20 protein-coding genes are annotated in these 23,871 nt (G+C 70.2%); 4 read left to right on the forward strand and 16 right to left on the reverse strand.

What is annotated here, in order from left to right:
* Window positions 1-114: 114 nt before the first annotated feature.
* Both O3597_RS16325 and O3597_RS16330 read left to right on the forward strand, forming a co-directional pair.
* Entirely contained in the window at window positions 115-489 is a 375-nt protein-coding gene (locus tag O3597_RS16325; protein WP_281601665.1) for a helix-turn-helix transcriptional regulator, read from the forward strand.
* Complete coding sequence (locus O3597_RS16330; protein ID WP_281601666.1) at window positions 486-1,886, forward strand: permease prefix domain 1-containing protein; 1,401 nt, start codon at window positions 486-488, stop codon at window positions 1,884-1,886. Before O3597_RS16325 ends, O3597_RS16330 begins: the two co-directional genes overlap by 4 nt.
* Before the next feature lie 150 nt (window positions 1,887-2,036).
* Here the strand turns inward: O3597_RS16330 and O3597_RS16335 are convergent, their stop codons facing one another.
* The 5 genes from O3597_RS16335 to O3597_RS16355 form a co-directional block, all read right to left on the reverse strand.
* Complete coding sequence (locus O3597_RS16335) at window positions 2,037-2,465, reverse strand: type II toxin-antitoxin system VapC family toxin (RefSeq protein WP_235944355.1); 429 nt, start codon at window positions 2,463-2,465, stop codon at window positions 2,037-2,039.
* Window positions 2,462-2,707 carry an Arc family DNA-binding protein gene (locus tag O3597_RS16340; protein ID WP_164445404.1) on the reverse strand — a complete coding sequence of 82 codons (246 nt, stop codon included), beginning with the start codon at window positions 2,705-2,707 and terminating at the stop codon, window positions 2,462-2,464. The genes O3597_RS16335 and O3597_RS16340 overlap by 4 nt, the downstream gene beginning before the upstream one ends.
* A gap of 43 nt (window positions 2,708-2,750) precedes the next feature.
* Window positions 2,751-3,485, reverse strand: coding sequence for a DUF2071 domain-containing protein (locus O3597_RS16345; protein ID WP_281601667.1), 735 nt, complete (start codon window positions 3,483-3,485; stop codon window positions 2,751-2,753).
* A gap of 63 nt (window positions 3,486-3,548) precedes the next feature.
* Window positions 3,549-5,141, reverse strand: coding sequence for a GGDEF domain-containing protein (locus tag O3597_RS16350; RefSeq protein WP_164445406.1), 1,593 nt, complete (start codon window positions 5,139-5,141; stop codon window positions 3,549-3,551).
* A 49-nt stretch (window positions 5,142-5,190) separates the two neighbouring features.
* Complete coding sequence (locus O3597_RS16355; RefSeq protein ID WP_281601668.1) at window positions 5,191-6,417, reverse strand: MFS transporter; 1,227 nt, start codon at window positions 6,415-6,417, stop codon at window positions 5,191-5,193.
* 278 nt (window positions 6,418-6,695) lie between these two features.
* On the opposite strand from O3597_RS16355, the gene O3597_RS16360 reads away from it, so the two are divergent.
* Window positions 6,696-7,958, forward strand: a complete 1,263-nt coding sequence (locus tag O3597_RS16360) for a hypothetical protein (RefSeq protein ID WP_281601669.1) — start codon at window positions 6,696-6,698, stop codon at window positions 7,956-7,958.
* A 61-nt stretch (window positions 7,959-8,019) separates the two neighbouring features.
* Here O3597_RS16360 and O3597_RS16365 read toward each other — a convergent pair whose 3' ends face one another.
* The 7 genes from O3597_RS16365 to O3597_RS16395 all read right to left on the reverse strand — a co-directional run bounded on the left by O3597_RS16365 (window position 8,020) and on the right by O3597_RS16395 (window position 16,104).
* A complete protein-coding gene (locus tag O3597_RS16365; RefSeq protein WP_281601670.1) occupies window positions 8,020-10,407 on the reverse strand; it encodes an RICIN domain-containing protein in 2,388 nt (795 codons plus the stop codon).
* A gap of 134 nt (window positions 10,408-10,541) precedes the next feature.
* Window positions 10,542-11,393 carry a sugar phosphate isomerase/epimerase family protein gene (locus O3597_RS16370; RefSeq protein ID WP_164445410.1) on the reverse strand — a complete coding sequence of 284 codons (852 nt, stop codon included), beginning with the start codon at window positions 11,391-11,393 and terminating at the stop codon, window positions 10,542-10,544.
* 7 nt (window positions 11,394-11,400) lie between these two features.
* Complete coding sequence (locus tag O3597_RS16375; protein ID WP_235944356.1) at window positions 11,401-12,588, reverse strand: substrate-binding domain-containing protein; 1,188 nt, start codon at window positions 12,586-12,588, stop codon at window positions 11,401-11,403.
* Window positions 12,589-12,600: 12 nt separating this feature from the next.
* The gene (locus tag O3597_RS16380; RefSeq protein ID WP_281601671.1) at window positions 12,601-13,584 is read right to left on the reverse strand and encodes an ABC transporter permease; all 984 of its coding nucleotides are present in this window, start codon (window positions 13,582-13,584) and stop codon (window positions 12,601-12,603) included.
* 1 nt (window position 13,585) lies between these two features.
* Complete coding sequence (locus O3597_RS16385; RefSeq protein ID WP_281601672.1) at window positions 13,586-14,599, reverse strand: ABC transporter permease; 1,014 nt, start codon at window positions 14,597-14,599, stop codon at window positions 13,586-13,588.
* Entirely contained in the window at window positions 14,596-14,883 is a 288-nt protein-coding gene (locus tag O3597_RS16390; protein ID WP_281601673.1) for a hypothetical protein, read from the reverse strand. Before O3597_RS16390 ends, O3597_RS16385 begins: the two co-directional genes overlap by 4 nt.
* Window positions 14,884-14,886: 3 nt before the next feature.
* Window positions 14,887-16,104 carry a sugar ABC transporter ATP-binding protein gene (locus tag O3597_RS16395; protein WP_281601674.1) on the reverse strand — a complete coding sequence of 406 codons (1,218 nt, stop codon included), beginning with the start codon at window positions 16,102-16,104 and terminating at the stop codon, window positions 14,887-14,889.
* Between the two features lie 525 nt (window positions 16,105-16,629).
* Here O3597_RS16395 and O3597_RS16400 point away from each other — a divergent pair.
* The gene (locus O3597_RS16400; RefSeq protein ID WP_281601675.1) at window positions 16,630-20,178 is read left to right on the forward strand and encodes a ThuA domain-containing protein; all 3,549 of its coding nucleotides are present in this window, start codon (window positions 16,630-16,632) and stop codon (window positions 20,176-20,178) included.
* A 62-nt stretch (window positions 20,179-20,240) separates the two neighbouring features.
* Here the strand turns inward: O3597_RS16400 and O3597_RS16405 are convergent, their stop codons facing one another.
* From O3597_RS16405 to O3597_RS16420, 4 genes are read right to left on the reverse strand one after another with little or no spacing between them, the layout of a single operon-like run.
* Window positions 20,241-21,218: an aldo/keto reductase gene (locus O3597_RS16405; RefSeq protein ID WP_164445414.1), complete on the reverse strand. Its 978-nt coding sequence runs from the start codon at window positions 21,216-21,218 to the stop codon at window positions 20,241-20,243.
* Window positions 21,215-22,090, reverse strand: coding sequence for an amidohydrolase family protein (locus O3597_RS16410; RefSeq protein WP_281601676.1), 876 nt, complete (start codon window positions 22,088-22,090; stop codon window positions 21,215-21,217). The genes O3597_RS16405 and O3597_RS16410 overlap by 4 nt, the downstream gene beginning before the upstream one ends.
* The gene (gene kduD / locus O3597_RS16415) at window positions 22,087-22,848 is read right to left on the reverse strand and encodes a 2-dehydro-3-deoxy-D-gluconate 5-dehydrogenase KduD (RefSeq protein WP_281601677.1); all 762 of its coding nucleotides are present in this window, start codon (window positions 22,846-22,848) and stop codon (window positions 22,087-22,089) included. The genes O3597_RS16410 and kduD overlap by 4 nt, the downstream gene beginning before the upstream one ends.
* On the reverse strand, window positions 22,845-23,870 hold the full coding sequence (locus tag O3597_RS16420) for an alcohol dehydrogenase catalytic domain-containing protein (RefSeq protein WP_281601678.1): 1,026 nt from the start codon (window positions 23,868-23,870) through the stop codon (window positions 22,845-22,847). The genes kduD and O3597_RS16420 overlap by 4 nt, the downstream gene beginning before the upstream one ends.
* Between the last annotated feature and the right edge of the window lies 1 nt (window position 23,871).

Raw genomic sequence — 23,871 nt, forward strand, 5'->3', positions numbered from 1 at the left:
TGGACGATCCACCCGAGCGCCCGCCGGCGATGCCGGCGGGCGTTTTCTTGCGCCGTCCGCATACCTAGAACTACTATGCCTCACAGTTCTAGGTATTGGTGGTGGGAGAATCTCATGAAGGTCACCAAGGATCTCGTCGCCGCCTCGGCGACGCCGATGGTGCTCGGCATCCTGGCCGACGGGGAGAGCTACGGGTACGCCATCCTCAGGCGGATCAACGAGCTGTCCGACGGCGAGCTGGACTGGACCGAAGGGTTGCTCTATCCCCTGCTGCACCGGCTCGAACGGCTCGGTCACGTGGAGTCGAGCTGGCAGTCGGTCCCCGGGGAACGGCGACGCAAGTACTACCGCATCACCGACAGCGGCCTGGCCGAGCTGGCCGAGCAACGTCGCCAGTGGGACACCGTGGTGAGCGCCCTCAAGGCGATCTGGGTCGACCCCGGCGACGTCCGGCGCTCGGCGACGATTCCCCTCGGAGGTCTGGCATGACCGCGCCCGGCAGCCCCGACGGCGGCACGACACCCTACGGACCGGACGGGCTGGAGGCCCAGTTCGACCAGTGGCGTCACTACGTCCGACGCCGCCCGGAGTTGCAGCGCTCCGACGCCGAGGAGTTGGAGGACCACCTGCGCGGCTCGGTCGACGAGCTGATCGCCGCCGGTCTGCGCCCCGACGAGGCGTTCCTGGTCGCGGTCAAGCGGCTCGGCGGCCTCGACGAGCTGTCCCGCGAGTTCGCCCGGGAGCACTCGGACCGGCTGTGGAAGCAACTGGTCCTCACCGGCGGCACCGATGACCCGGAGACGGACAACCGGTCCCGGCGCGACCTGGTCGCGATGATCGTCTGCGCGGTCGGCGCGGCCGTGTCGATCAAGCTACCGGCGTTGTTCGGCCTGGGTTTTCAACAGGACGGTGCCTTCTACGCACCCAACTTCGCGTTGTTCACGCTGCCCTGGCTGGCCGCGTACCTGGCCTGGCGGCGCCGGGCCGGGACGGCGGTGATCGGGGTGATGGTGGCGTTGTTCGCCCTCGGCGCGGTAGCGGCCAACGTCTACTCCCTCGCGGAGGACTCCCAGTCGCTGGTGCTGACCACCATCCACCTGCCCATCGCCCTGTGGTTCGTGGTCGGCCTGGCCTACGTCTCCGACGACCTACGCTCGTCGCGACGACGGATGGACTTCATCAGATTCACCGGCGAATGCTTCGTCTACTTCGTCCTCATCGCCCTCGGCGGCGGCGTGCTGACCGCCTTCACGGTCGGCACCTTCCAGGCCATCGGCATCGACCCGGAGGGCTTCGTCTCGCAGTGGTTGCTGCCGTGCGGCGTGGTGGCCGCGGTGGTCGTGGCGGGCTGGCTCGTCGAGGCCAAGCAGAGCGTCGTCGAGAACATCGCCCCCGTCCTCACCCGCCTGTTCACGCCGCTGTTCACCGCCGCGTTGCTGGCCTTCCTGATCGCCATCGTCTGGACCACCGCCGGCATCAACGTCGAGCGGGAGGCCCTGATCCTGTTCGACCTGCTGCTGGTCGTGGTGCTGGGGCTGCTGCTCTACTCGATCTCGGCCCGCGACCCGCTGGCCCCGCCCGGCCTGTTCGACAGGTTGCAGCTCGCCCTCGTGGTCAGCGCGCTCGTCATCGACGTGCTGGTGCTGTGGGCGATCACCGAACGGATCACCGAGTACGGCACCACCCCGAACAAGGCCGCGGCACTCGGTGAGAACGTCATCCTGCTGGCCAACCTCGCCTGGTCGGCGTGGTTGGTGCTGGGATTCGTCCGTCGGCGCACCCCGTTCGCGGCCCTGGAACGCTGGCAGACCGGCTACCTACCGGTCTACGCCGGTTGGGCCTGGATCGTGGTGCTGCTCTTCCCCCCGCTGTTCAACTACCTCTGATCCGCCACGCGCCCCGAGCGGCCACCGGCTAGCACTGACGGCAATCGTCCGCGCCCGGTGGCCGCCTGCGCGCCGATCTTCCAGCTCCTGGCACCGGCAACCGCTTGAAGCGCCTTCATGCCGATCGACCACGCAGTGAGTGCCGGCGTCTCAGCTGGTCGCGCCGCGCCAGGGATCGACGACATTGATCCCTGTGTCAGTGAAGTCCTTAGTGTTCCGGGTGGCGAGGGTGGCGGCCTGGACGCGGCAGATGGCGGCGATCTGGGCGTCGAACCCATCGATCGGGTGGCCGAGTTTTTCCCGCACCGCGACCACGTCGGCGTAGGCACCGGCTGCGGCGAGGTCGAAGGGCAGCACCTGGCGAGGAAAGGCGGCGAAGATCTCGCTGGCAGCCTGGTGCAGTGATTCCCGGCGCTGGCCTTCCGGCAGCCGCGCAATGCCGTAGCGGATCTCGGCGACGGTGACGGCTGTGGTGTACAGGCCGGTGCTCGAACTCTGCTGGAGCCACGCGAGAACCACTGGAGCGGGCTCGGCCCGCATGAGCTCGGAGACAACGTTGGTGTCGAGAACGATCATCATTCGGGCAGATCCGCCGCACGGGGGGCCGTGGAACGTGCCGGTACATCCAGCTCAACCCCACCGAGTCTGGTGAATCGATCGGTGAGTGCGCTGAACAGATCGTTTGCCGGTGCGTCCTCGGCAACTGCCGCAGTGAGTATGTCGCGGATCTCGGCCTCCATGGATCGGCCGTGTTGCGCAGCGCGGCGGCGCAGCTTGTCGCGCACGCTGTCGTCGAGATCTCTGATGCTGAGGGCTGCCATGCTGTTCCTCCCACCTACCCAATGAGAGCAATGCTAGCATGGGCTACCGCACGCTGGTCGGCGGGCCGAAGGCGACCGGCACCCCCGGCGAGTAGAGCACGCTAGTCGGCGGCCCCTGCGGCGGCGGCAGCCCGGCGGCGGTCACCAGTTCGTCGTCCAGGTCGAGCAGTTCCACGTGGTGCAGTGGCCAGCGGGGGTGCCAGTTCGGCAGGTGCCGGGTTCGTCCGTACGCCCGGGTGTGCAGGCCCCAGCGCGCGGTGACGAAGTGCTCCAGCGGCGTCGGCTCGGCGATCGGCTCGCCGACCCGCACCTCGATCCGGCTGGTCGTGCCGGTCGGGCCCGGCCACCGACGCCGGCAGCGGTAGCGGAGTCGGTCGCCGTCGCGTTCCAGGCTCATCGCCGACCACAGGTACGGCAGCCGCAGGGTGGCCCGGGCCACCAGCACCGGCACCAGCCGGGAGGCGTCGAGCGAGCGGAAGACCACGGCCCGTCGGCCGGAGCCGTCCACGGAGTACAACCGCACGTTGGTTTCCCAGAAGCTGCCGAAGTACGGCACACCCGGCCCGAAACCCAGCCCCAGACCGACCATCCGGAAGCCGATCAGCCCGACGTAGGTCAGCCCGTCGAGCGTGTCGGGGCGGGTGCCGGCCGGCAGCAGCGGTGCGACCCGCGCCGGCTCGACCGGCCAGTGCAGGAAGATCAGATCATCCCAGCGTTGCCGAAGGATCGCGCGGCGGAATCCCCGCACGGGCGCGACGTCGACCGGCTCGATGTCCACACACCGATCCTGCCGGACCGGCCGACGCCGCCGCACCCGGCATGTCCGGGCCGCGATCGGCGGTCAGGTACCGGGGTGGCGGCTGCTAACCCGGTTACCGCCCGCCCGCTTCGCCGCGTACATCGCACCGTCCGCATGCGCCAAGGTCTCGCCGAGGGTGTACGCGGAGCCGCCGGCCACCCCGACGCTCACCGTCACCCGCCACGCCGCCATTCCGGCGACGGCGTCGACGGTCCGCTGGGCGACCTGCTCGGCGGCACCGAGATCCGCCCCCGGCAGGATCGCGACGAACTCGTCGCCGCCCAGCCGGGCGACGAGATCGTCCCGGCGGACACTGGCCGCGACCACCTGGGCCACCGCCCGCAGCACGTCGTCGCCGGTGGCGTGCCCCAACGAGTCGTTGACGTCCTTGAACCGGTCCACGTCCACGATCAGCACCGCCACCGGATCCGTCCCGGCCGCCGTGGGAGTGGCCAGGCGCTCCAGGAAGCTGTCCAGGCCACGCCGGTTGGCCACCCCGGTGAGGGGGTCGATCCGCGCGGCCCGTTCGGCCCGCTCGTGCTGCCACCGCAGCACGTCGTACGACTGCATCGTCACCGCCGCGTGCAGCCAGCGGTGCCGCTGACGCCACAGCAGTTCCGCGAGCGCGTCGCCGTAGGTGAGGCCGGGCAGCGCGTCGCGCGCCCCGTTCTTCGCCAGCAGCACGGCGTGCGTACGGTGCAGCGCCGCGGTGATCAGCCAGTCGCTGTCGGGAGACAGGCCGGTCACCGCCTCCTCGATGACACGCAGCGCCTCACCCGGCCGCCCGGACCGGCTGAGCGCGACGGCGTGGAACGGTCGGCACAGCAGTTGCTCCTGGTGCCCCTGTTGGACACCGTGCTCCTGCAGCGTCGCCAGGAACCGGGGGATGTCCTCCGCCGCACCGGCCGGGTCCTGACGGTCGGCGCGGGCGCACGCCGCGAACAGCGACGCGGAGAGCCGCCACACCTCCGCCTTGGGGCCGGAGGCTTCCGTCATCGCCCGCATCGCGTGCTCCTCGGCCACCGTGGTGTGCTTCTCCGCCTCGGCGACCTGACCCACCTGGTACAGCTCCAGGGCCCACATCAGGTTGAGTTCGGCGAGGTTGCACAGCCACATCGCCCGGTTGCCGTTGTCCGGGTACCCGGGTCGGCAGGTGGTCTCGTACGCCGCCTGGAACTGTGGCACCGCCAGCTCGTAGAGGCGCAGCTTCGCGTACCCGATCGCCAGCCCGGTACGGGCGTTGCCCTCGATCACCGGGTCGGGTTCGCCGGCCAGCAGGGCCGTCTCCGCGCGGACGAGATCCCGCAGGACGGCCTCGATGTCGTACTCGGCGATGTCCTGGTCGCCGAGGCGCAGCCGCCGGTCGGCGCGCAGCGACAACGCGCAGGAGCGCCACCCGGCGCTGTTCTCCCGCTCGGCGGCGACGAGCATCAGATCGGCGGCGGCGATCGCCGCGCGCAGGTCACCGAGCCGGGTCAACGCCACAACCCGCGCGAAGTGCATCGCGGCGGGGCCGTCACGCAGTTCCCCGGTCGGTTCCCGCAGTGCCGCGACCGCCTCCGCCAGCACCTGGGCCGCCCCACCGGCCTGCGCCTCCTCCAGTAGCCGCAGGGCTCGGAGGGTCACATCGTCCATGCGGTCTCCTCCGCACCGCCCAGGGAAGAACAGCCCGATGGTACGGTAATCAGCCCTCTTCGATAGCCTCCGACCGGTTCTGACTCTGCGCCAGCGGTCGCCAGGCGGCCAGAGCGACAAGCGCCATCGTCACCCCGGCGATCCAGAACGGTGTCGTGATACCCCAGACGCCGGCGATCAGACCACCGAGGAGTGAGCCGACCGCCGCCCCACCGAGATCGAGCACCGCGTACGCGCTGCCGACCCGGCCGAGCAGATGGGACGGCGCCAGCCGTTGTCGCAGCGACGCGACGGTGACTCCCCAGACCATGCCGTGCGCGCTGAACACGACAAGGACGGCCACCACGACCCAGAGCGCCGTGGTGGTGGCCAGGATCAGGTGCGTGAGCATCTCGACGACCAACCCGACCCGCAGCACCACGGTTCGTCCGAACGTCCGGACCAGCCGGGTCGCCAGCGCGGTGCCGGCCAGCCCACCGACCGCGAACGCGGTGAGCAGGAAGCCGTAGCCGACGTCGGAGACGCCCAGACGCTGCCGGCAGTAGAGCACGAACACCGCGAACGCGGCGCAGAAGGCGACGTTGCCCACGCCCATGCTCAGGGCCAGGGTCCGCAGCAGCCGGTGCCGCCACAGCCACCGCACCCCTTCGGCGATCGAGCGGATCACCGAGGCGTGCGTCGTGGCGGCCGGTGCCGGGGCCGGCCGCAACCTCACCAGCAGCACTGCGGCGAGGACGAACGTGAGTGCGTTGAGCCCGAACGGCGCCGCCGCGGCGATCACGAACAGCCAGGCGCCCAGCGGCTTGGCCACGAACTGGTTGCCGATCGTGAAGGTGGCGTAGAGCCGCGCGTTCGCGCTCGACAGCCGGTCGGGGGCGACCACCGATGGCAGCAGCGCGCCCATGGCGGTGTCGGCCAGCGTCTCCCCCGTACCGAGGAGGAAGAGCACCGCGTAGCAGACGGCCACGGTGACGGTTCCGGTGGCGATGGTGAGGGCCAGCGTGGTGAGGGCGGCGGCTCGGACCAGGTTCACCGTCACCACCAGGCGACGCCGGTCGAGCCGGTCCACGTAGGCGCCACTGAGCAGGGCGAACAACAACCAGGGCAACTGCTGTACGAAGACGGCACCGGCGACCAGCGCCGGGCTGTCGGTGATGGAGGCGATCAGCAGGGGGCCGGCCGCCATGGTGATGCCGTCACCGACGTTGGACACCGCCGAGGCGGTCCAGAGTTTGGCGAAGTCCGCGCCGAGACGCGCGGAGGTCAGGGCAGGCAAGATTGCTCCTCGAGCTGGAAGGGAACGGCCGTCAGGGGACCGCTCCGCGGCGAGGAGCACCGCCACCGCCGGTGGACCGACGGTGGGCCGCGCAGGTCAGCGCACGGTGAGCTCTCGCGCCGGAGCGGGGGCCGTGACCAGGTCGAAGCGCATCTCAACTCCTGTCCGTCGCCGGATGTCGACGCGCACGATAGTCATCCGATGTCGTACGACGACACCGGTTTTCGCCGGGTCGCGCTGCGCCCGTGGGTCGCGACATCGGTCGATACAGTGACCCGGTGGAGCAGATCAGCCGGCGGCGGTTCGTCGACGAGATCGTGGCCGTCACCCGGGACCGGCAGGCCACCACTCACCTCTACGTGATGCTGCGCGAGGGCGGGGCCATCGGCGTGAAGTGGGAGCAGCCCGGTCTGGACCATCTGCGGGAGTTCCGCGTGGTCGACCCGGACGGGCCCGTCTGCCCGCACTGCCTGATCATCGAGACGGTGGTGAGACTGGCCCCTGTCCTGCCGCTCGACATGCTGCGGACGGCCCGTGCCCGGGTGCAGTACGAGCGGGTCCTGCGTGCCGGGATGCTGCCGGCGCCCGCGTTCGCCCGGCAGTCGGCGAGTCGTGAGGTCACCTGGTTGGGGGACTGCCACGGGGCGACCGGCAATCCGCACACCGACGCGGACTGCGCCGAACACGCGGCGATCGGTCCCGCCGTGGTCACCGATCCGCTCGACGTCGACCCCGTGGCGACGCTGCCCCGGGCACTGCTCGAGATGACCGACGTCGCCGACGTCCGGGACCGGCTGCGGCTCGCCCGCGACTGGCGCGACACCGCCGCCGAACTGGCGCGGCGCAGCCGTTGGGCCGCGACGACCTGGGGTTTCCTGCGCAGTTCCGCGGTGCTGGGTGTCCCGGTGGCCGGGGTGCCGGGGCTGGTCCACGCCCTCGACCCGGACGTGCCGGCCGACGACCGTCCCTTCGCCGAGGCGTACGCGACGGCGATGCGGTCGCTTGCCGGTCAGGGCGACCTGGTCTACGCGGACCGGGTCTGCCTGGTGCCCGACCCGGTGCCCGGAAGTCAGCGGATGCCCAGCTTCGCCGGTGCGGTGGACGTGGCCGCCGGGCAACCGGTACGCACGTTGCGGCTGCCGTCGCCCCGCCGGCCGCTGAGCCGGCTCGGCCGCGGGATCCTGCTGCTGTTCGAGGCGCGGCACGTGATGCTGATCCGCCACGTCCAGCGTGATCCGGACTGGGAGTCCGAGGCGGCGCTGCACCTGTTCGAGTTCGGCATGCTCGAGGAACTCGGCGGTCCCGCGTACACCTCGGCCGTGGCCGCCTACCTGGACGCTCTCCGGCGCGAGGGTGAGTTGCTCGCCCGGCCGCAGCAGGTCCTGGACCGCCGCGAACGCCGGGCGCTCGCCAGTATCTTCGGCGACATCGACGACGAGGAACTGCACCTGTGGGGTTCGGTCGCCTACCGCAACGCGATCATGGTGATGCTGGGCAGCCAGGCCGCCTTCGCCGAACATCTTCGCCGGCAGGCGTCCTGAACCGACAGCGGGCCGGCCCGGGTGGGTGGGTTCGGTGCGCGAACCCACCCACCGGGGGGCGTCAGTTACGCAGGTTCCACTGCTGGTTGGCGCCGCCGTGGCAGGCCCACAGGTGGATCACGGTGCCGTTTGTGGTGCCGTAGCCGCTGGCGTCGAGGCACAGTCCGGACTGCGCACCGGTGATGGAGCCGTTGGCGTTGACGTTCCACTGCTGGTTGACCTGGCCGTTGCAGTCCCAGATGATCGCCAGGGTGCCGTTGCTGGTGCCCTGCCCCGAAGCGTCGAGGCACTTGTTGCCGTACACCATGAGTTGCTTGCTGGCGGTGTAGGTCCACCGCTGGTTCGTCCCGCCGTGGCAGTCCCAGAGCTTCGCCTGAGCGCCGTTGGTCGTGCTCGCACCTTCGACGTCCACGCACCGCCCGGACTGGGTACCGACGATCTGCACGTTCTGGGTGCTGCTGCCGCCCTGCGGACCGGCCCCGGCCATCACCGCCTGGGCACCCGAGGGCCAGTTCCCGTTGGTCACCGTCACGTTGCCGGACACGACGTTGCCCCGGTCCCCGTTCGTCACGTTGGTGCTGCCGTTCGTCGACCAGTTGTTGGTGACGGTGAAGTTACCCATGTTCTCGGCGTACCAGTAGTTGGCGGTGGCCCAGGTGCCGGTTGACGAGAACACGTTGTTGCGGGCGGTGTAGTAGCGGGATCCCTCGTCGAAGTAGACGCCGAAGTAGCCGTTGGTCCGCAGGCAGTAGTTGTCGCTGATCAACCCGCCCGGGTTCGCCGACAGGGTGTAGATGCAGCCACCGTCGTTCATCTGCTGCATCACGTCGTGCACGTAGTTGCCGATCAGGCGGTTGTTCGACGCGGTGGTGGCCGTCGTGTAGCGCGGCTGGTAGTTGTACAGGCCACGGCCGGCGTAGTGCTCACTGCCACCGGCGTCGTTGGAGCCCCAGCCGTACCCGATGGACATGCCGGTGTACGGCATGTTGTAGACCTCGTTGTACGACACCGTGGAGTTGGTGACGTAGGTGGTGAGCACCGAGACGATGCCCCGGTACTCGATGCCCAGGTCGTGCAGGCGGTTGTTGCTGATGGTGATGTCCCGGTTGACCATCCGCTGGTCACTGGGGTGGTGGGCGTCGGCGCGTACGCCACCGACGACGATGCCGCCGGCCGCGTTGCGGGCGATCTCGGAGCGGGTGACGGTGATGTTGCTGGCCCCCAGGCCCACCCCGCTGGCGTGGGCGTTGGCGTCGTTGCCGATGCCGATGGCCGTCTGCCCGAGGTTGACGAACTGGGAGTCGCTGAAGGTGATGTTGTTGGCGGCCGAGACCTGCACGGCGGCGGGCATCTGCTGCCAGTTCGGCCGGGTGGCCTCGAACTGCGGGCAGCCGTTGTGGCAGGAGGAGAAGCTGGGCCAGTTCCAGTTGCCGTAGATGTAGGCGCCGGTCTGCTGGTCCACGTAGCCCTGGTTGCTGCTCGCCCCCAGCCAGGTCGTGCCGGTGAAGGTGATCCCGGTGAACGAGATGTGGTGTGCCGGCGAGGCGTAGGTCCCGCCGAGGTTGACCAGGGACTGCTGCGTCGGCAGTTCCACGCTCACACTGCTCATGTTCTGGCCGGCGAGCGGGATGTAGTTCAGCGCGCCGCTGCCCGGGTCGAGGTACCACTCCCCCGGGGTGTTCAGGAACTCGTAGGCGTTGGCCAGGTAGAGCGGCCCGGCGCGGTGCGGGCTGGTGAAGGTGTCGTACCCGAAGTTGTTGTTGCTCCAGCCGGGCTGCTGCATCCGGATCAGGTTGCCGCTGATGCTCTGCACCGACACGTACCGGTCGGTGAACGAGTTGACGCTCTCCATCTGGATGCGGCTCTGGTTGGCCAGGTTGTTGAGGTAGCTCAGGGCGCCGCTGGTGAACCGCATGCCGGTGCTGTCAGCGGTGAAGTCCGCCCGGTTGACCTGGGTGCGGGCCCGGGTGGCGAGTGCGCCGTTGACGTAGAGCTGGCGGGTGCCGGCGCCGACGTTGGCCCGCCAGATGTTGCGGCCGGCGTCCACCTGCGACCAGCCGGTGACCGCCCGGGCGCCGCTGATCACGGGACGGGCCGACGGTGCCGCCTGCCAGATCACCCGGTAGCCGTTGGTGCCGGAGTCGGCGGCGGTGAACCGCAGCGGCGAGGAGAGCCGGTAGACGCCGTCGGCCAGTTGCACGACGATGTCGCCCGACATCGAGCTGTTCATCGAGCGGACGGCGGTCTGCGCACCGGTCAACGAGCACGGTTGGGCGGCGGTGCAGCTGCTGCCGCCACCGGAGGGGGAGGCGTAGAGGGTGGTGGTCGCGGCGAGGGCCGGTGCGGCGAACGTGGTCACGGCGGCCACGGTGGCCGCGGCGGTCAGCGCCACCGCCGCGGTCGCGGCGAGCACCCGTCGGGGTGTGCCGGGGGATGGAGGTACGGACACGGGGGTCTCCTTACCTGGGCCGGTGGTGCGGTGTGGTGGGTGGCTTGTGGACGGCAGTTCATCATACGAATGATGTCTGCGCAAGGATCGACCGAGCTCACGCCGGTGACCTGCTGCCGGCGTGGCGGCGCAGCTCAGCCGAGGATGCTGCGGAGATAGGCCAGCCCGTCCCCCGCGAGCCGGTCCGGTGACGGGGCGAGCGGGCGCCAGATCGAGGCGGCGGTCGCGATCGTCGCGTTCTCCGGGGTGAACGACTCGATGCAGATCGCCCCCCAGTAGCCGGTGGCGGCCAGGGCGGCGAGCAGCCGGGGCCAGTCCAGGTGATCCGACCCGGGCGCGCCCCGGTTGGTGCCGCTGACCTGTACGTGCTTGATGTGCGGACCCGCCGCGGCCAGCGCCGCGTACGGGTTCGCCTCCTCGATGTTCATGTGATACGTGTCAATCATGAGACCGACGTTCGACGGCAGACCGTCGATCATCTCCACGGCCTGTTCGAGCGTGTTCACGACGCTGGTCTCGTACCGGTTGAGCGCCTCCACCCCGATGGACACCCCCCGCTCGCCGGCCCGGTCGGCGACCGGCACCAGCGCCCTACGGAAATCCACGTAACAGGTGGCGCGTTCGGCCGGCGTCATCCGCCAGGTGCGGCCGACCGACGCGTAGACCGGACCACCGACGCACGGCGCACCGATGATCGCCGCGCTGTCCACGCAGCCGTTCAGGTACGCCACCGTGGCCTCCACCACGGCGGGCTCGGCGTTGACGAGTTCCCGCCCGGGCGGGGTGACCGCACAGACGCCGGCCGCGGCCAGCCCGTACCTGGCGAGCAGGTCGCGGACGCGGTACGGATCCCAGTCGCCCGGCTGCTCGATCGGCAGTTCGACCGCGTCGAAGCCGAGCGCCGCGATCCGTGGAATCAGCGCGGCCAGGGCCTCGTCGTCGACCGGCGAGGCCCAGACCCAGGGATTGACACCGACGGCACGCATCGGACGCCTACTTCCAGCGCTGCGGGTAACCCGGCAGGTCGGTGCAGCCGCACATGGCGTAGTGCAGCGGCGGCATGTTCGGGTCGAGATAGCTGTCCAGGTTCTCCTGGGTGATCGTCGGCTGGGGCAGCTTCCACGGGTCGGACACCTGCTGGCCGTCGAGGATCCGCAGCGCCGCGATGATCGGCGTACGCCACTGGTAGGTCGGGTACGTGGGCGCGATCGCGGTGAGCCCCTCGTCCTTCCACATCTTGAGGAAGTCGAGCTGGTCCTCACCGTTGATCGGCGGCACCGGCTGACCGGCGTCCTGGAACGCCTCCACCGCCGCGACGGCGACCGCGCCCGCGTCCATCCAGACGCCGTCGATGGTGCCGTGCCGCTGGATGTAGTCGTTGACGATCTTCTTGGTCTTGGCCGGGTCGCCGTCGGTGAACTCGACACCGACCACGTCGACCTGCGCCTTGTCGAACGCCACCTTCGCGGCGGACCACCGGGTCTCCAGCACGTCGACACCGGGCAGGATGCGCAGCGCGAGGACCTTGCCGCCGGGCTTCATCCGCTGGCTGACGAACTCCGCGCCGACGTGGCCGAACCCGTACCCGCCGATCGGGTTGATGAACGTCACCGGGCAGTCGGTGTCCACGCCACGGTCGAAGACGATGACCGGCAGACCGGCGTCGCAGGCCGCCGTCACGGCCGGGGTGAGCGTGGCGGTGGTGTTCGGCGAGACGATGAGCGCGTCGCAGCTCTTGCCGAGCAGGTCGTTGATGTCGGCGATCTGCTTCTGGTCCTTGCCCTCGGCGTCGACGTGGACGAACTCGGAGATCCGGTCGCCCTGCGCCTCGACCTCGGCCTGCATGGTCTTGAAGCCGACCTGCCGCCACGGGTTGTTCAGCGCCGCGTTCGAGAAGCAGATCTTGTGGGGACCGTCCTTCTTGAACTTGGCGGTGTCCACCATCTTCGGGTTGAGCACCTGCTCCCACGGCTTGTCGGCCGGCCCGGTCGGTGCGGCGTCGAGCAACGCGAGTTCGTTGTCGTAGTCGGCCTGCACGAAGAACTTCGACTGCTCGCCGGTGCCGGCCCCGGCCGGTGGTGCGGAGGCACCGTCCGACGGGGTCGCCACGGGCTCGTCGGTGGCACAGCCGACGAGGGACACCAGGAGGAGCGCGGCCGTGGCCGCCATGTGTCGTTTCATGAAGGATTCCCCTTATCTCGACGTGGAACGTCGGGTCGAGACCGCCACGGCGAACAGGATGATGGCGCCCTGGACGGTCGGTCTGAGGGCGCCGGAGACGCCGTAGAAGTTCATGAGCGTGAAGAGCAGTTCCAGGGTCAGCGCGCCGAGCATCGCGCCGACGACCGAGCCACGTCCGCCACCCAGGGCGACGCCGCCGAGGACGACCGCGGTGATGGCACCGAACTCCAGACCGGCACCGGCCTGGAAGGACACCCCGCTGTAGCCGCCGATCAGGATGGCCGCGACGGCGGCGGCGAGGCCGCTGAGCATGAAGGCGATGGTCCGGGTACGGGCCACCCGGGCGCCGCTCAGCGCCGCCGTCCGCGCGTTGTCCCCGACCGCGACCAGGATCCGGCCGAAGTCGGAGCGCATCAGCAGCACCGCGAGCGTGGCGAGGACCAGCAGGACGACCAGGGCGTACGGGATGCGGCCGAGCACCGGAACGTCCTCGAAGGCACGCCGGCCGAACCGACGGAACTCCTCCGACAGCCCGCCCTTCGGCGCGCCGTCGGACCAGAGATAGACCGCCCCCACCAGGATCAGGAACATGCCGAGGGTGGTGATGAACGAGGGCACCCGCAGCCGCGTGGTGATGAGCCCGTTGACCAGCCCGACGAGCACCCCACCGGCGAGCAGCACCAGCACCACCGGCCAGGTCCGGGACGGATCGCTGTCGATGAGCCGGGCGGCGACCACGACCTGCGCGGTGACCAACGAGCCCACGGACAGGTCGAACTCACCGGAGACGATCACGAAGTACTGACCGGCGGCGAGCAGGATGATCGGCGCCGACCGGCCGAGGAAGGACATCAGGGAGGCCGGAGCCAGGAAGTCGGGCTGGCGTACGGCGACCAGAACCAGCAGCACCGCGAGTATCGCGAGCAGGGGCAGCAGGCCGCCGGTGCGTACCCGGGACAGCTGGGGCGGCAGCGGGCGACGCTGGACGAGCTGCATGTCAGACGGCCGCCTTTCGCATGGCCCGACGGGCGTAGACGGCCACGGCGGCGATGATGATGGCCCCCCGGATGACCTGCTTGAAGAAGGCGTCCACCTCGAGCTGGTTGAAGATGGCGTCGATGCTGGCGAGCAGCAACACGCCGCCGAGCGTGCCGACGACGCCGCCCTTGCCACCGGCGAGCGCGGTGCCACCGATCACCACGGCGGCGATCGACTCCAGGTCGTAGAGGCCCTCGGTGCCCACCCGTGGGGCACCCGAGCCGAGCCGACTGGCCAGGTAGATCCCGGCGAGTCCGGCGCAGATTGAGCAGAGCACGTGAGCGGTGACCAGCACCCGGTCGTTGCGGACGCCGGAGAGTCGGGCGACCTCCGGATCACCGCCGACGGCGACCAGGTGGTGACCGAACCGGGTCCGTGCCAGGGCGAACCAGCACGCCCCGGTGACGGCGAGCAGCAGCAGGAAGGACAGCGGCACCGGGCCGATGCGCTGATAGCCCAGGCTCTGCACGAGCCCCGGCGAGGTGCTGCCGGCCGGACCGTCGTAGCCGTTGTCGAGATATCCCTTGAGCAGCAGCCCGACGCCGAGAGTGGCGATGAACGCGTTGATCCGCAGCCGGGTGACGAGCAGTCCGTTGAGCAGCCCGACCGCGGCGCTGACCGTGAGCGCCAGACCGACCGCGGGCAGCAGCGCACCGTCGCGGCCGTTCATCGTCTCGGCCGCGACGAGGGTGCTCAGGCTGATCACGTACGCCACCGAGAGGTCGAGCGAACCCCCGAGGATGACCAGGGTCTGCCCGACGGCGACGAGGCCCAGTCCGGCGGCGACGTGCAACAGGCTCACCGTCGTCGACTGGTTGAACAGCTGACCGCCGTCGATCATGACGACCAGCCAACCGACCGCCAGCGTGATGGCCAGCGCCACGAACACGCCCGGCACCGGCCGTCGGGTCGGCCGCAGCGACAGCACGCTCACGCCACCGAGCCCGGTGGCTCGCTCGCTACGCTCGCTCACGCCGCCGCCTCCCGTACCGTCCCGACCGCCAGGGCGAGGACGTCCTCCTCGGTGGCGCCGGCGGGTAGCTCACCGGCGACGCGGCCGTCGCGCATGACGAGCAGCCGGTCACTCATGCCGAGCAGCTCCGGCAGCTCGGAGGAGATCATCAGTACCGCCGCACCCGCGCGGGCGAGCCGACGGACGAGATCGTGGATCGCCGACTTCGCGCCCACGTCGATGCCCCGGGTGGGTTCGTCGAAGAGCAGGATCAGCGGGTCGAGTGCGAGCCACCGGGCCAGCACCACTTACTGCTGGTTGCCGCCGGACAGGAACCGGATCTCCTGGTCGTCACCGGCGGCCCGGACCTCCACCGCGGCGAGCAGCTCGCGGACGCGTGCGGTGCGCGCGGCGCGGCCCGAGCGGGCCGGCACGACCGCCCGGCTCGCGAGCAGGGCGTTGTCGAGCACGGACTGCCGGCCGACGATGCCCTCGCCCTTGCGGTCCTCGGTGACGTACGCGAGGCCGGCCCGCGTCGCCGCGCGCGGTGAGCGCAGTCGGGTCGGCCGACCGTCGATCGTGACCACCCCGGAGGTGAACGGTTCCACTCCGAACAGCGCGCGGGCCAGCGCCGATCGCCCGGAGCCCTGCAGGCCACCTATTCCCAGCACCTCACCGGCGCGCAGGTCCAGGTCTACGTCGCGCAGTTTCCGGTTGCCGCCGCCGCGCACGGTGAGCCGTACCGCGCCGATGTCCGCGGGAACGGCCCGGTCCGGGTAGTAGCTGGACAGTTCCCGACCGACCATCTGGCGCACCACGTCCTCGGCAGTGGCGTCGGCGGTAGGCATCGTCCGCACCAGCCGCCCGTCCTTGAGGACCGTGATCCGGTCGGACAGGTCGAAGACCTCGGTCAACCGGTGCGAGACGTACAGCAGGCCGATGCCCTGCTGTTGCAGCCGTCGGACCAGGCCGTAGAGCAGTTCGACCTCGTGGTCGGCGAGCGCGGCGGTGGGCTCGTCCATGATGAGCAGGCGCGCGTCCAGCGCGAGCGCCTTGGCGATCTCCACCACCTGCTGCTGGGCGACCCCGAGGCGGCCCACCACGGCCTCGGCGGGCAGGTCCGTCTCCCCGATGGTGGCCAGCAGCTCCGCTGTGCGGCTGAGCATCTGTCGCCGGTCGACCAGGCCGCGCCGCTTCGGCTCATGGCCCAGGTACACGTTCTCCGCGACGGTGCGCTCCGGCAGGAGGTTGAACTCCTGGTGGATGATGCCGATGCCGGCCCGCTGCGCGTCCCGCGGGCCGCCGAAGACGCGCGGTTGCCCGGCGAACTCGATGGTGCCGGTGTCCGGGGCGTACCCACCCGAGACGATCTTCATCAGGGTGGACTTGCCGGCGCCGTTCTCCCCCACCACGGCGTGCACCTCGCCCGGCGCCACGTCGAGGTCGACACCGTCGAGGACGCGTACCCCGAAGAAGGACTTGCCGATGCCCCGCAGGGTCAGCAGCGCCGGGGGTCGAGCCGACATCAATAATCCTCACGGATAGTAATCGCCAAGGGCATCGGTGTGCCACCTCAGAATTCGCTCGGGACCGGCCGGTCACCTGGCTTTAGTTATCGGAAGCGAAGCTTCCTGTTGTCGTGCTCAAACTTTCGCTTGACATGACCGAAACATCACACGTATGAAGATAGATGCTCGGGGATGGGTACGCAATCCCCGATCTTCCCGGACTCTCGACCGGGCCGGTAGCAGGCAACGACGCCGGGTCGGGTCCACTGGGGAACGCGGGTGCCGATGATCAGTCCCATTCATGTTGTCGTTAACATCAATATATGTCCATATCAACACTATTTAGGCTCCTTGCCATCACGGGGCCCGGAACCCACTCAGGCGTGACGCTGCGTTACATCCGGCACTGTCACGCCGGTGCGACGATCCGCGCGACGACAATCGCGCGTCCCGTCGTGGCACCAGGCACCACCCGACGTGCCGTGGGAGGCGACCGGACTCGTGGTCGCGCCCCCTGTTGCTCCGCCCCGACGAGGAGACGGCATGCGTCGTAAGACAGCCATCATCGGACTGATCACCGGTCTGTTACTGGCGCTCGCGCTGGTCCAGCCGGCATCAGCGGCTCCGGAGTTCCGCGCCCTGTTGTTCACCAAGACCACCGGTTACCGGCACGACTCGATCCCGGCCGGGGTCTCGATGTTCCAGCAGCAGGCCGCCTCCGACAATTTCGAGCTGGTACACAGTGAGGACTCCAGCGTCTTCACCGCAGCCAACCTGGCCACCTTCGATGTCCTGATCATGTTCCAGACGTCCGGCATGGTGTGGACCTCCGCCAGCCAACGCCAGGCGGTGGAGGGCTACCTCGCCAGCGGCAAGGGCATCGTGGCCATCCACAACGCCACCGACATGGGCATCGAGAACGAGTACCCGTGGTGGGACCAGACCATCAACGCGGGTGCCCACATGCCGGAGCACTCCCCCGGCGTCCTGCCCGGCACCGCCATCGTCGCCGACAAGAAGCACCCGTCGACGGCAAGCCTGCCGGATCGCTGGAACCGCAGCGAGGAGTGGTACAACTTCGACAAGAACCCGCGCGGTGAGGTGCACGTCCTGGTCACCGCCGACGAGCGCACGTACAACCCGGGCCCTCGCGCGATGGGCTCCGATCACCCGATCTCCTGGTGCCGTAACACCGGCGGCGGCCGGGTCTGGGCCACCGCGATGGGTCACGCCGCGGCCTCCTACAGCGAGACCCACTTCCGCAACCACGTCCTCGGCGGGGTGAAGTGGGCCGCCGGCAACGAGCCGGGCGACTGTGGCGGCACCGTCTGGGGCAACTTCGAGAAGCGGACCCTCGACAGCAACACCGTCGACCCGATGGCGCTGGCCGTGGCACCCGACGGCCGGGTGCTCTACGTCCAGCGTGGCGGCCAGGTCAAGATCTTCAAGCCGAGCACCAACAGCACGGTGACCGCCGGCACGCTCAGCGTCTACACCGGAGGTGAGGACGGACTGACCGGGCTGGCTCTCGACCCGAACTTCGCCAGCAACGGGTACGTGTACCTGTACCACGCACCGGCAAGCAGCTCCACCGACGTCAACCGGGTCTCCCGCTACACGCTCAACGGCGACACGTTGAACATGTCCAGCGGGGTGACGATCATCGACATCCCCGCCTACCGGGACCGGACGTACCCCGAGCCCGGGCACACCGGCGGGTACATCGCCTTCGGGCCCGACGGCAACCTGTACATCGGCACCGGTGACGACGTCGCACCGAACCTCGACCCGAACTGGCAGGGCTACGCCCCGCTGGACTGGCGCCCGGGCAAGCACATGCTCGACTCCGCCCGTACCGCCGGCAACACCAACGACCTGCGCGGCAAACTGCTGCGCATCCGCCCCTCCGCCAGCGGCGGCTACACCGTGCCGTCGGGCAACCTCTACCCGCAGGGGACGGCGCAGACCCGGCCCGAGATCTACGCGATGGGCTTCCGCAACCCGTTCCGCTTCTCGATCGACCCGGCCAACGGCTGGGTCTACCTGGCCGACTACGGACCGGACCGGAACCCGCCGACCACCAACCGGGGGCCCGAGGGCCTCGTCGAACTCAATGTGATCAAGGCGCCGGGCAACTACGGCTGGCCGTTCTGCCACGGCGACAACCAGCCGTACGCGCCGTACAACCCGGACACCGGCCAGGTCGGTGCCAAGTTCAACTGCGCCGCGCCGGTGAACAACTCGCCGAACAACACCGGCCTGACCAACCTCCGGCCGGTCGTCGCACCCAACATGTGGTACGGCTACGGCGCCTCGCAGAACTTCCCGGAGGTGGGCACGGGTGGCTCGGCACCGATGGGCGGACCGGTCTACCGTTACGACCCGGAGAACCCGTCTGCGACGAAGTTCCCGCCGTACTACGACGGCGTGCACTTCTTCTACGAGTGGTCGCGTGACTACATCAAGGAGATGCACTTCGACTCGGCGTCGGCGGTCACCCGGACCAACCCGTTCCTGCCCGCCACCCGGTTCAACAGCCCGATGGACCTCGAGTTCGGCCCGGACGGCTCGCTCTACCTGCTGGAGTGGGGCACCAACTTCGGTGGCGGCAACAGCGACTCCGGTCTCTACCGGATCGACTACGTCCAGGGTGGCCGGTCACCGATCGCCAAGGCCAGCGGTACGCCGACCAGTGGCAACGCCCCGTTGACCGTGCAGTTCTCCAGCGCCGGGTCGGCCGATCCCGACCCCGGTGACACGATCAGCTACCAGTGGACGTTCGGCGACGGCACCACCTCCACGGCGGCCAACCCGTCGAAGGTCTACATCAGCAACGGCAACTACACGGCGCAGTTGAAGGTCACCGACAGCTCGGGCAAGACCGCCTTCGCCAACGTGCCGATCACCGTCGGCAACACCGCTCCGGTGGTCACCATCACCACGCCGGCCAACGGTGGCATGCTCGCCTTCGGCGACCGGGTGTCGTACCAGATCACCGTCACCGACCCGGGTGGCGCGGCGATCGACTGCAGCAAGGTCTTCCTCAACCCGGCGCTCGGGCACGACGACCACGCGCACGAGACCACCGACTACGCCGGCTGTTCCGGGAGCATCCCCACCGACCTGCTCGGCGGGCACCCGGACGGCGCCAACCTGTTCTACGTGCTCAACGCGCGGTACACCGACAACGGTGGGGCGGGCGGCGCGGCCCCGCTCACCGGCCGCGCCCAGGTGATCCTCCAGCCCAAGCACAAGCAGGCCGAGTACCACAGCAGCCAGTCCGGCACCCGGATCATCGACCAGGCCGGCGCGGAGAGCGGCAAGCGCATCGGGGACATCTCCAACAACGACTGGGTGGCGTTCACCCCGATGAGCCTGTCCGGCATCAACACCGTCAGCTACCGGCTGTCGTCGCCCTCCGGCGGCGGATCGATCGAGTTGCGGGCCGGGTCGCCGACCGGCACGCTGCTGGCCACCACTCCGGTGCCGAGCACCGGCGGCTGGGACAACTACCAGTCCACACCGCCGGTGAACGTCACCCCCCTCGCCGGCACCCACACCCTGTACCTGGTGTTCAAGGGCAGCTCCAACAACTGGTTCGACCTCGACTCGCACACCTTCGGTGGTCCGGGAGTGGGCGTCGGTGACACCGGCGGCGGGATTGCCGGCCGCACGTGGACGCTCACCGCCCAACACAGCAACAAGCTGATGGACGTCAGCGGCGTCTCCACCGCCGACGGCGCGCAGATCCACCAGTGGGCGTCCACCGGGGGCAACAACCAGAAGTGGCAGGCGGTCGACGCCGGCGGCGGCGCCGTCTATCTCCGGGCCGTGCACAGCAACAAGTGCGCGGAGATCATTGGTGGCTCCACCACCCCCGGCGCCTTCCTCCAGCAGGCCACCTGCAACAACGGCAACCAACAGAAGTTCACCGTCACCTCCACCGGCACCACCGGGGTCTACACGGTGAAGAGTGTGCTGAGCGGGCTCTGCATCGACGTCAACGGCGGCGCCACCACCGACGGCGCCCGCCTGTTGCAGTGGACCTGCCACAGCGGCACCAACCAGCAGTGGCGGTTCAGCCTGGCCTGACACTCGCGACCATCGGCGACGTCCCTGGTCCGCTCCGGCGGACCAGGGACGTCGGTCAGAGGTCAGATCGAGGCGAGCAGCCCGGCGCTGGCCAACGACTGCCACAGCTCGTCGGGCACCACCGCCGCCGAGCGCCGCACGGTCTGCGCCATCTGCGTGCCGTTGCGGACACCGACCACGGTCGAGACCACGGCCGGGTGCCGGCGGACGAAGGCCAGCGCCGCCTGCGGCAGAGTGACACCGTGCGCGTCGCAGACCTCGGCGATCCGGCGGGCCCGCTCGATCAGCTCCGACGGCGCCTGCTGGTAGTTGTAGAACGCGTCGGCGGACGGGTGGTCCCGGGACAGCAGCCCCGAGTTGTAGACGCCGGCGATCACCACGCCGACTCCCCGGCTCTGCGCGAGCGGCAACAGGTCGTCGGCCGCGCCCTGTTCGAGCAGGGTGTACCGGCCGGCGCACATCATCACGTCCACGTCGGTCTCCCGGACGAACCGGGCGAGCATCGCCGACTGGTTCATGCCGGCCCCGATCGCACCCACCACGCCCTGTTCGCGCAGCTCGACCAGGGCGGGCACGGCCTCGGCGGCGGCCTGCTCCCAGTGGTCGTCAGGATCGTGCAGGTAGACGATGTCGATCCGATCCAGGCCGGTGCGCTCCAGGCTGGCCTCGATGCACCGGCGTACCCCGTCCCGGCTGAAGTCCCACACCCGGCGATGGCTCGCGGGCACGTCGAAGCCCTCGGGGTCGCGCTGGTGCGCGTTCTGCGGCGACGGCTCCAGCAGCCGCCCCACCTTCGTCGACACCACGTACTCGTCGCGTGGTCGGTGCCGCAACGCGCCGCCCAGGCGACGCTCGGACAGCCCGAGGCCGTAGTGCGGCGCGGTGTCGAAGTACCGCACGCCCGCCGCCCAGGCGGTGTCGACCGCGGCGGCGAACTCCTCGTCCGTGGTCGCCCGGTACAGGTTGCCGCCCTGCGCCGCACCGAAGCCCAGCTCGGTGAGGCCGATCGCCGGCCGGCGCGGCAGCGCGTGCGTCCTCATGACGCTGCCAACCGGTAGCAGCGCCGGGCGGTGCCGGCCCAGAACGCCGCGCGGTCGGTCGGGTCGAGGTCGCCCAGCAACTCCGTCACCGCCGCCACCCAGCGGGCGTACGAGGTGGCGAGCAGGGACACCGGCCAGTCCGAGCCGAACATCAGTCGCCGCGGCCCGAACACGTCGAGCGCGTGGTCGACGGGGGGCCTGAGATCGGCCACCGTCCAGGGTGACCGGGGCACCTCGGTCGTCAGGCCGGACACCTTGGCCGTCGTGTTGGGCGCTTCGGCGAGAACCCGTAGGTCTCGCTTCCAGTTGTCGAACTCCGGGGTGCCCAGCGCGGGCTTGCCGAGGTGGTCCAGGACGAAGCGCACGTCGGGCAGGTCGTGCGCCAACCGGGCGGCCATGGGCAACTGGTGTTGCCGGACCAGCAGGTCGAAGACCAGGCCGGCGGCACCGACCGCGGCGATGCCCCGGCGGACGTCCGGTCGGTCCAGGTAGGCCGGGTCGGTCTCGCTCTGCACGAGGTGACGGATGCCGACCAGGTGCCGCCCGCCGGGGGCCGCGCGCAGCCGGTCGAGGCGATCGGGGACGTCGTCGGCCGTCAGGTCGACCCAGCCGACGACGCCGCCGACCAGGACGTCGTCGGCCGCGACGCGGAGCAGGTCCACGGTCTCCCGCGCCGAGGCGATGGACTGCACGACGACCGTGGCGGTGACGCCCGCCGACCGGGCCAGCGGGGCCAGGTCGGCCAGTTCGAAGTCGGCGTCGATGGCCGCCATGGTCACCGGGTCGATCCACGGCTGGGGATGCCGGGCCCGGACCCACAGGTGGTGGTGGGCGTCGACGATGCCGCCCGCGCCCGGAGCTTCGTCGGTCATCGGCCCAACCACCCTCCGTCGACCGGCAGGACGATCCCGTTGACGTAGTCGGAGGCCGCCGACGCCAGGAACACGGTGGCGCCACCGAGGTCGTCGGCGGCACCCCACCTGCCGGCCGGAATCCGGGCGAGGATCGCCCGGTCGCGCTCGGGATCCTCACGCAGGGCCCGGGTGTTGTCGGTGGCGATGTAACCGGGGGCGATGGCATTCACGTTCACCCCGTGCGCCGCCCACTCGTTGGCCAGGGCCTTGGTGAGACCGGCCACGCCCGACTTCGACGCGGCGTACCCGGGCACCGTGATGCCGCCCTGGAAGCTGAGCAGCGACGCGGTGAAGATGATTTTCCCGTGGCCGCGCTGCACCATCGTCCGACCGATCTCCCGACTCAGCACGAACTGGCTGTTCAGGTTCACCTCGATGACATGGTCCCAGAGTTCGTCGGGATGGTCGACGGCCGGGGCGCGGGCGATCGTGCCGCCGTTGTTGACCAGGATGTCGATCGGTCCGAGCGCGATCAGTTCGTCGGCCAGCCGGCGTACCGCCGCCCGGTCGGCGAGATCGGCGCGCAGCGCGGTGAACCGTCGCCCGGTGGCCCGCACCCGGCGCGCCACCTCGCTCTCCTCCGGTTCCAGGTGCGCGGAGACACCGACGACGTCGGCACCGGCCGCGGCGAGGGCCTCGGCCATGGCCAGGCCGATGCCCCGCCGGGCCCCGGTGACCACGGCGGTCCGTCCGGACAGGTCGAACGGGTTCGTCACCGGTCATCCTCCCGCCAGTCCAGCAGCACCTTCATGACACCGCCGCCCTCCAGCGCGGTGAACGCCGCGGTCGCCGCCTCCGGCGGTTCGACCCGGGAGATCAGTTGCCGCGCCGGAATCGCACCCGAGGCGACCAGCCGGATCGCCTCGGCCATGTCGTCGCGCTGGTACAGGCGGGCGCCGCGCAGTTCCAGTTCGCGCCAGAAGAACCGGTGCAGGTCGACCTCCCGGGGCCGGGGGTGGATCGCCACCATCACCAGCCGACCCCGGACAGCCAGCACCTCGACCGCGGTGGCGACACCCGCCGCCGCGCCGGACACCTCGAAGGCGACGTCGGCCCCCGCGCCGTCGGTCCGGTCGGCGACCAACGCCGCCACGTCGACCGCGGCCGGGTCGACCGCCTCGATGCCGATGTCGCCCGCCACGGCGCGCCGCGTCGGGTCCGGCTCGACGAGCAGTACCCGCGCACCGCGGCCCTGGGCGACGGTGCCGATGAGCACCCCGATCGGCCCGCCGCCGACGACGACCACGTGATCGCCGGAGGCCACCTCGCCGCGCCGTACGTCGTGCACGGCGACGGCCACCGGTTCCACGAGTGCGCCCTGGTCGAGCGGCAGTTCCTCGGGCAGCGGCAGGACGAGTTCCGCCGGCACGTTCCAGCCGGACTGCATGGCGCCGGGCGAGTCGATGCCGAGGAAGTTCATGGCGTGGCAGATGTGCGAGTTGCCGCGTCGGCAGGCGGCACACCGCCCGCACCATCTGGTGGGAAGTACCGTCACCGGCTGGCCGACGGCCCAACCGGTGACGCCCTCGCCCAGCGCCGCGACCCGCCCGGACATCTCGTGCCCGATGATGGCGGCGGCACCGACCCGGGAGTCCATGTCCCCGTGGTAGATGTGCAGGTCGGTGCCGCAGATCCCGGTGTAGGCCACCGAGATGCCCAGTTCGCCGGGCCCGGGTGCCGCCGGCTCACGTTCCTCGATTCCGAGGCGCCGTGCTCCCCGGTAGACCACTGCCTTCATC

Source organism: Verrucosispora sp. WMMA2044, from assembly GCF_027497155.1.
GTDB classification, from domain to species: domain Bacteria; phylum Actinomycetota; class Actinomycetes; order Mycobacteriales; family Micromonosporaceae; genus Micromonospora; species Micromonospora palythoicola.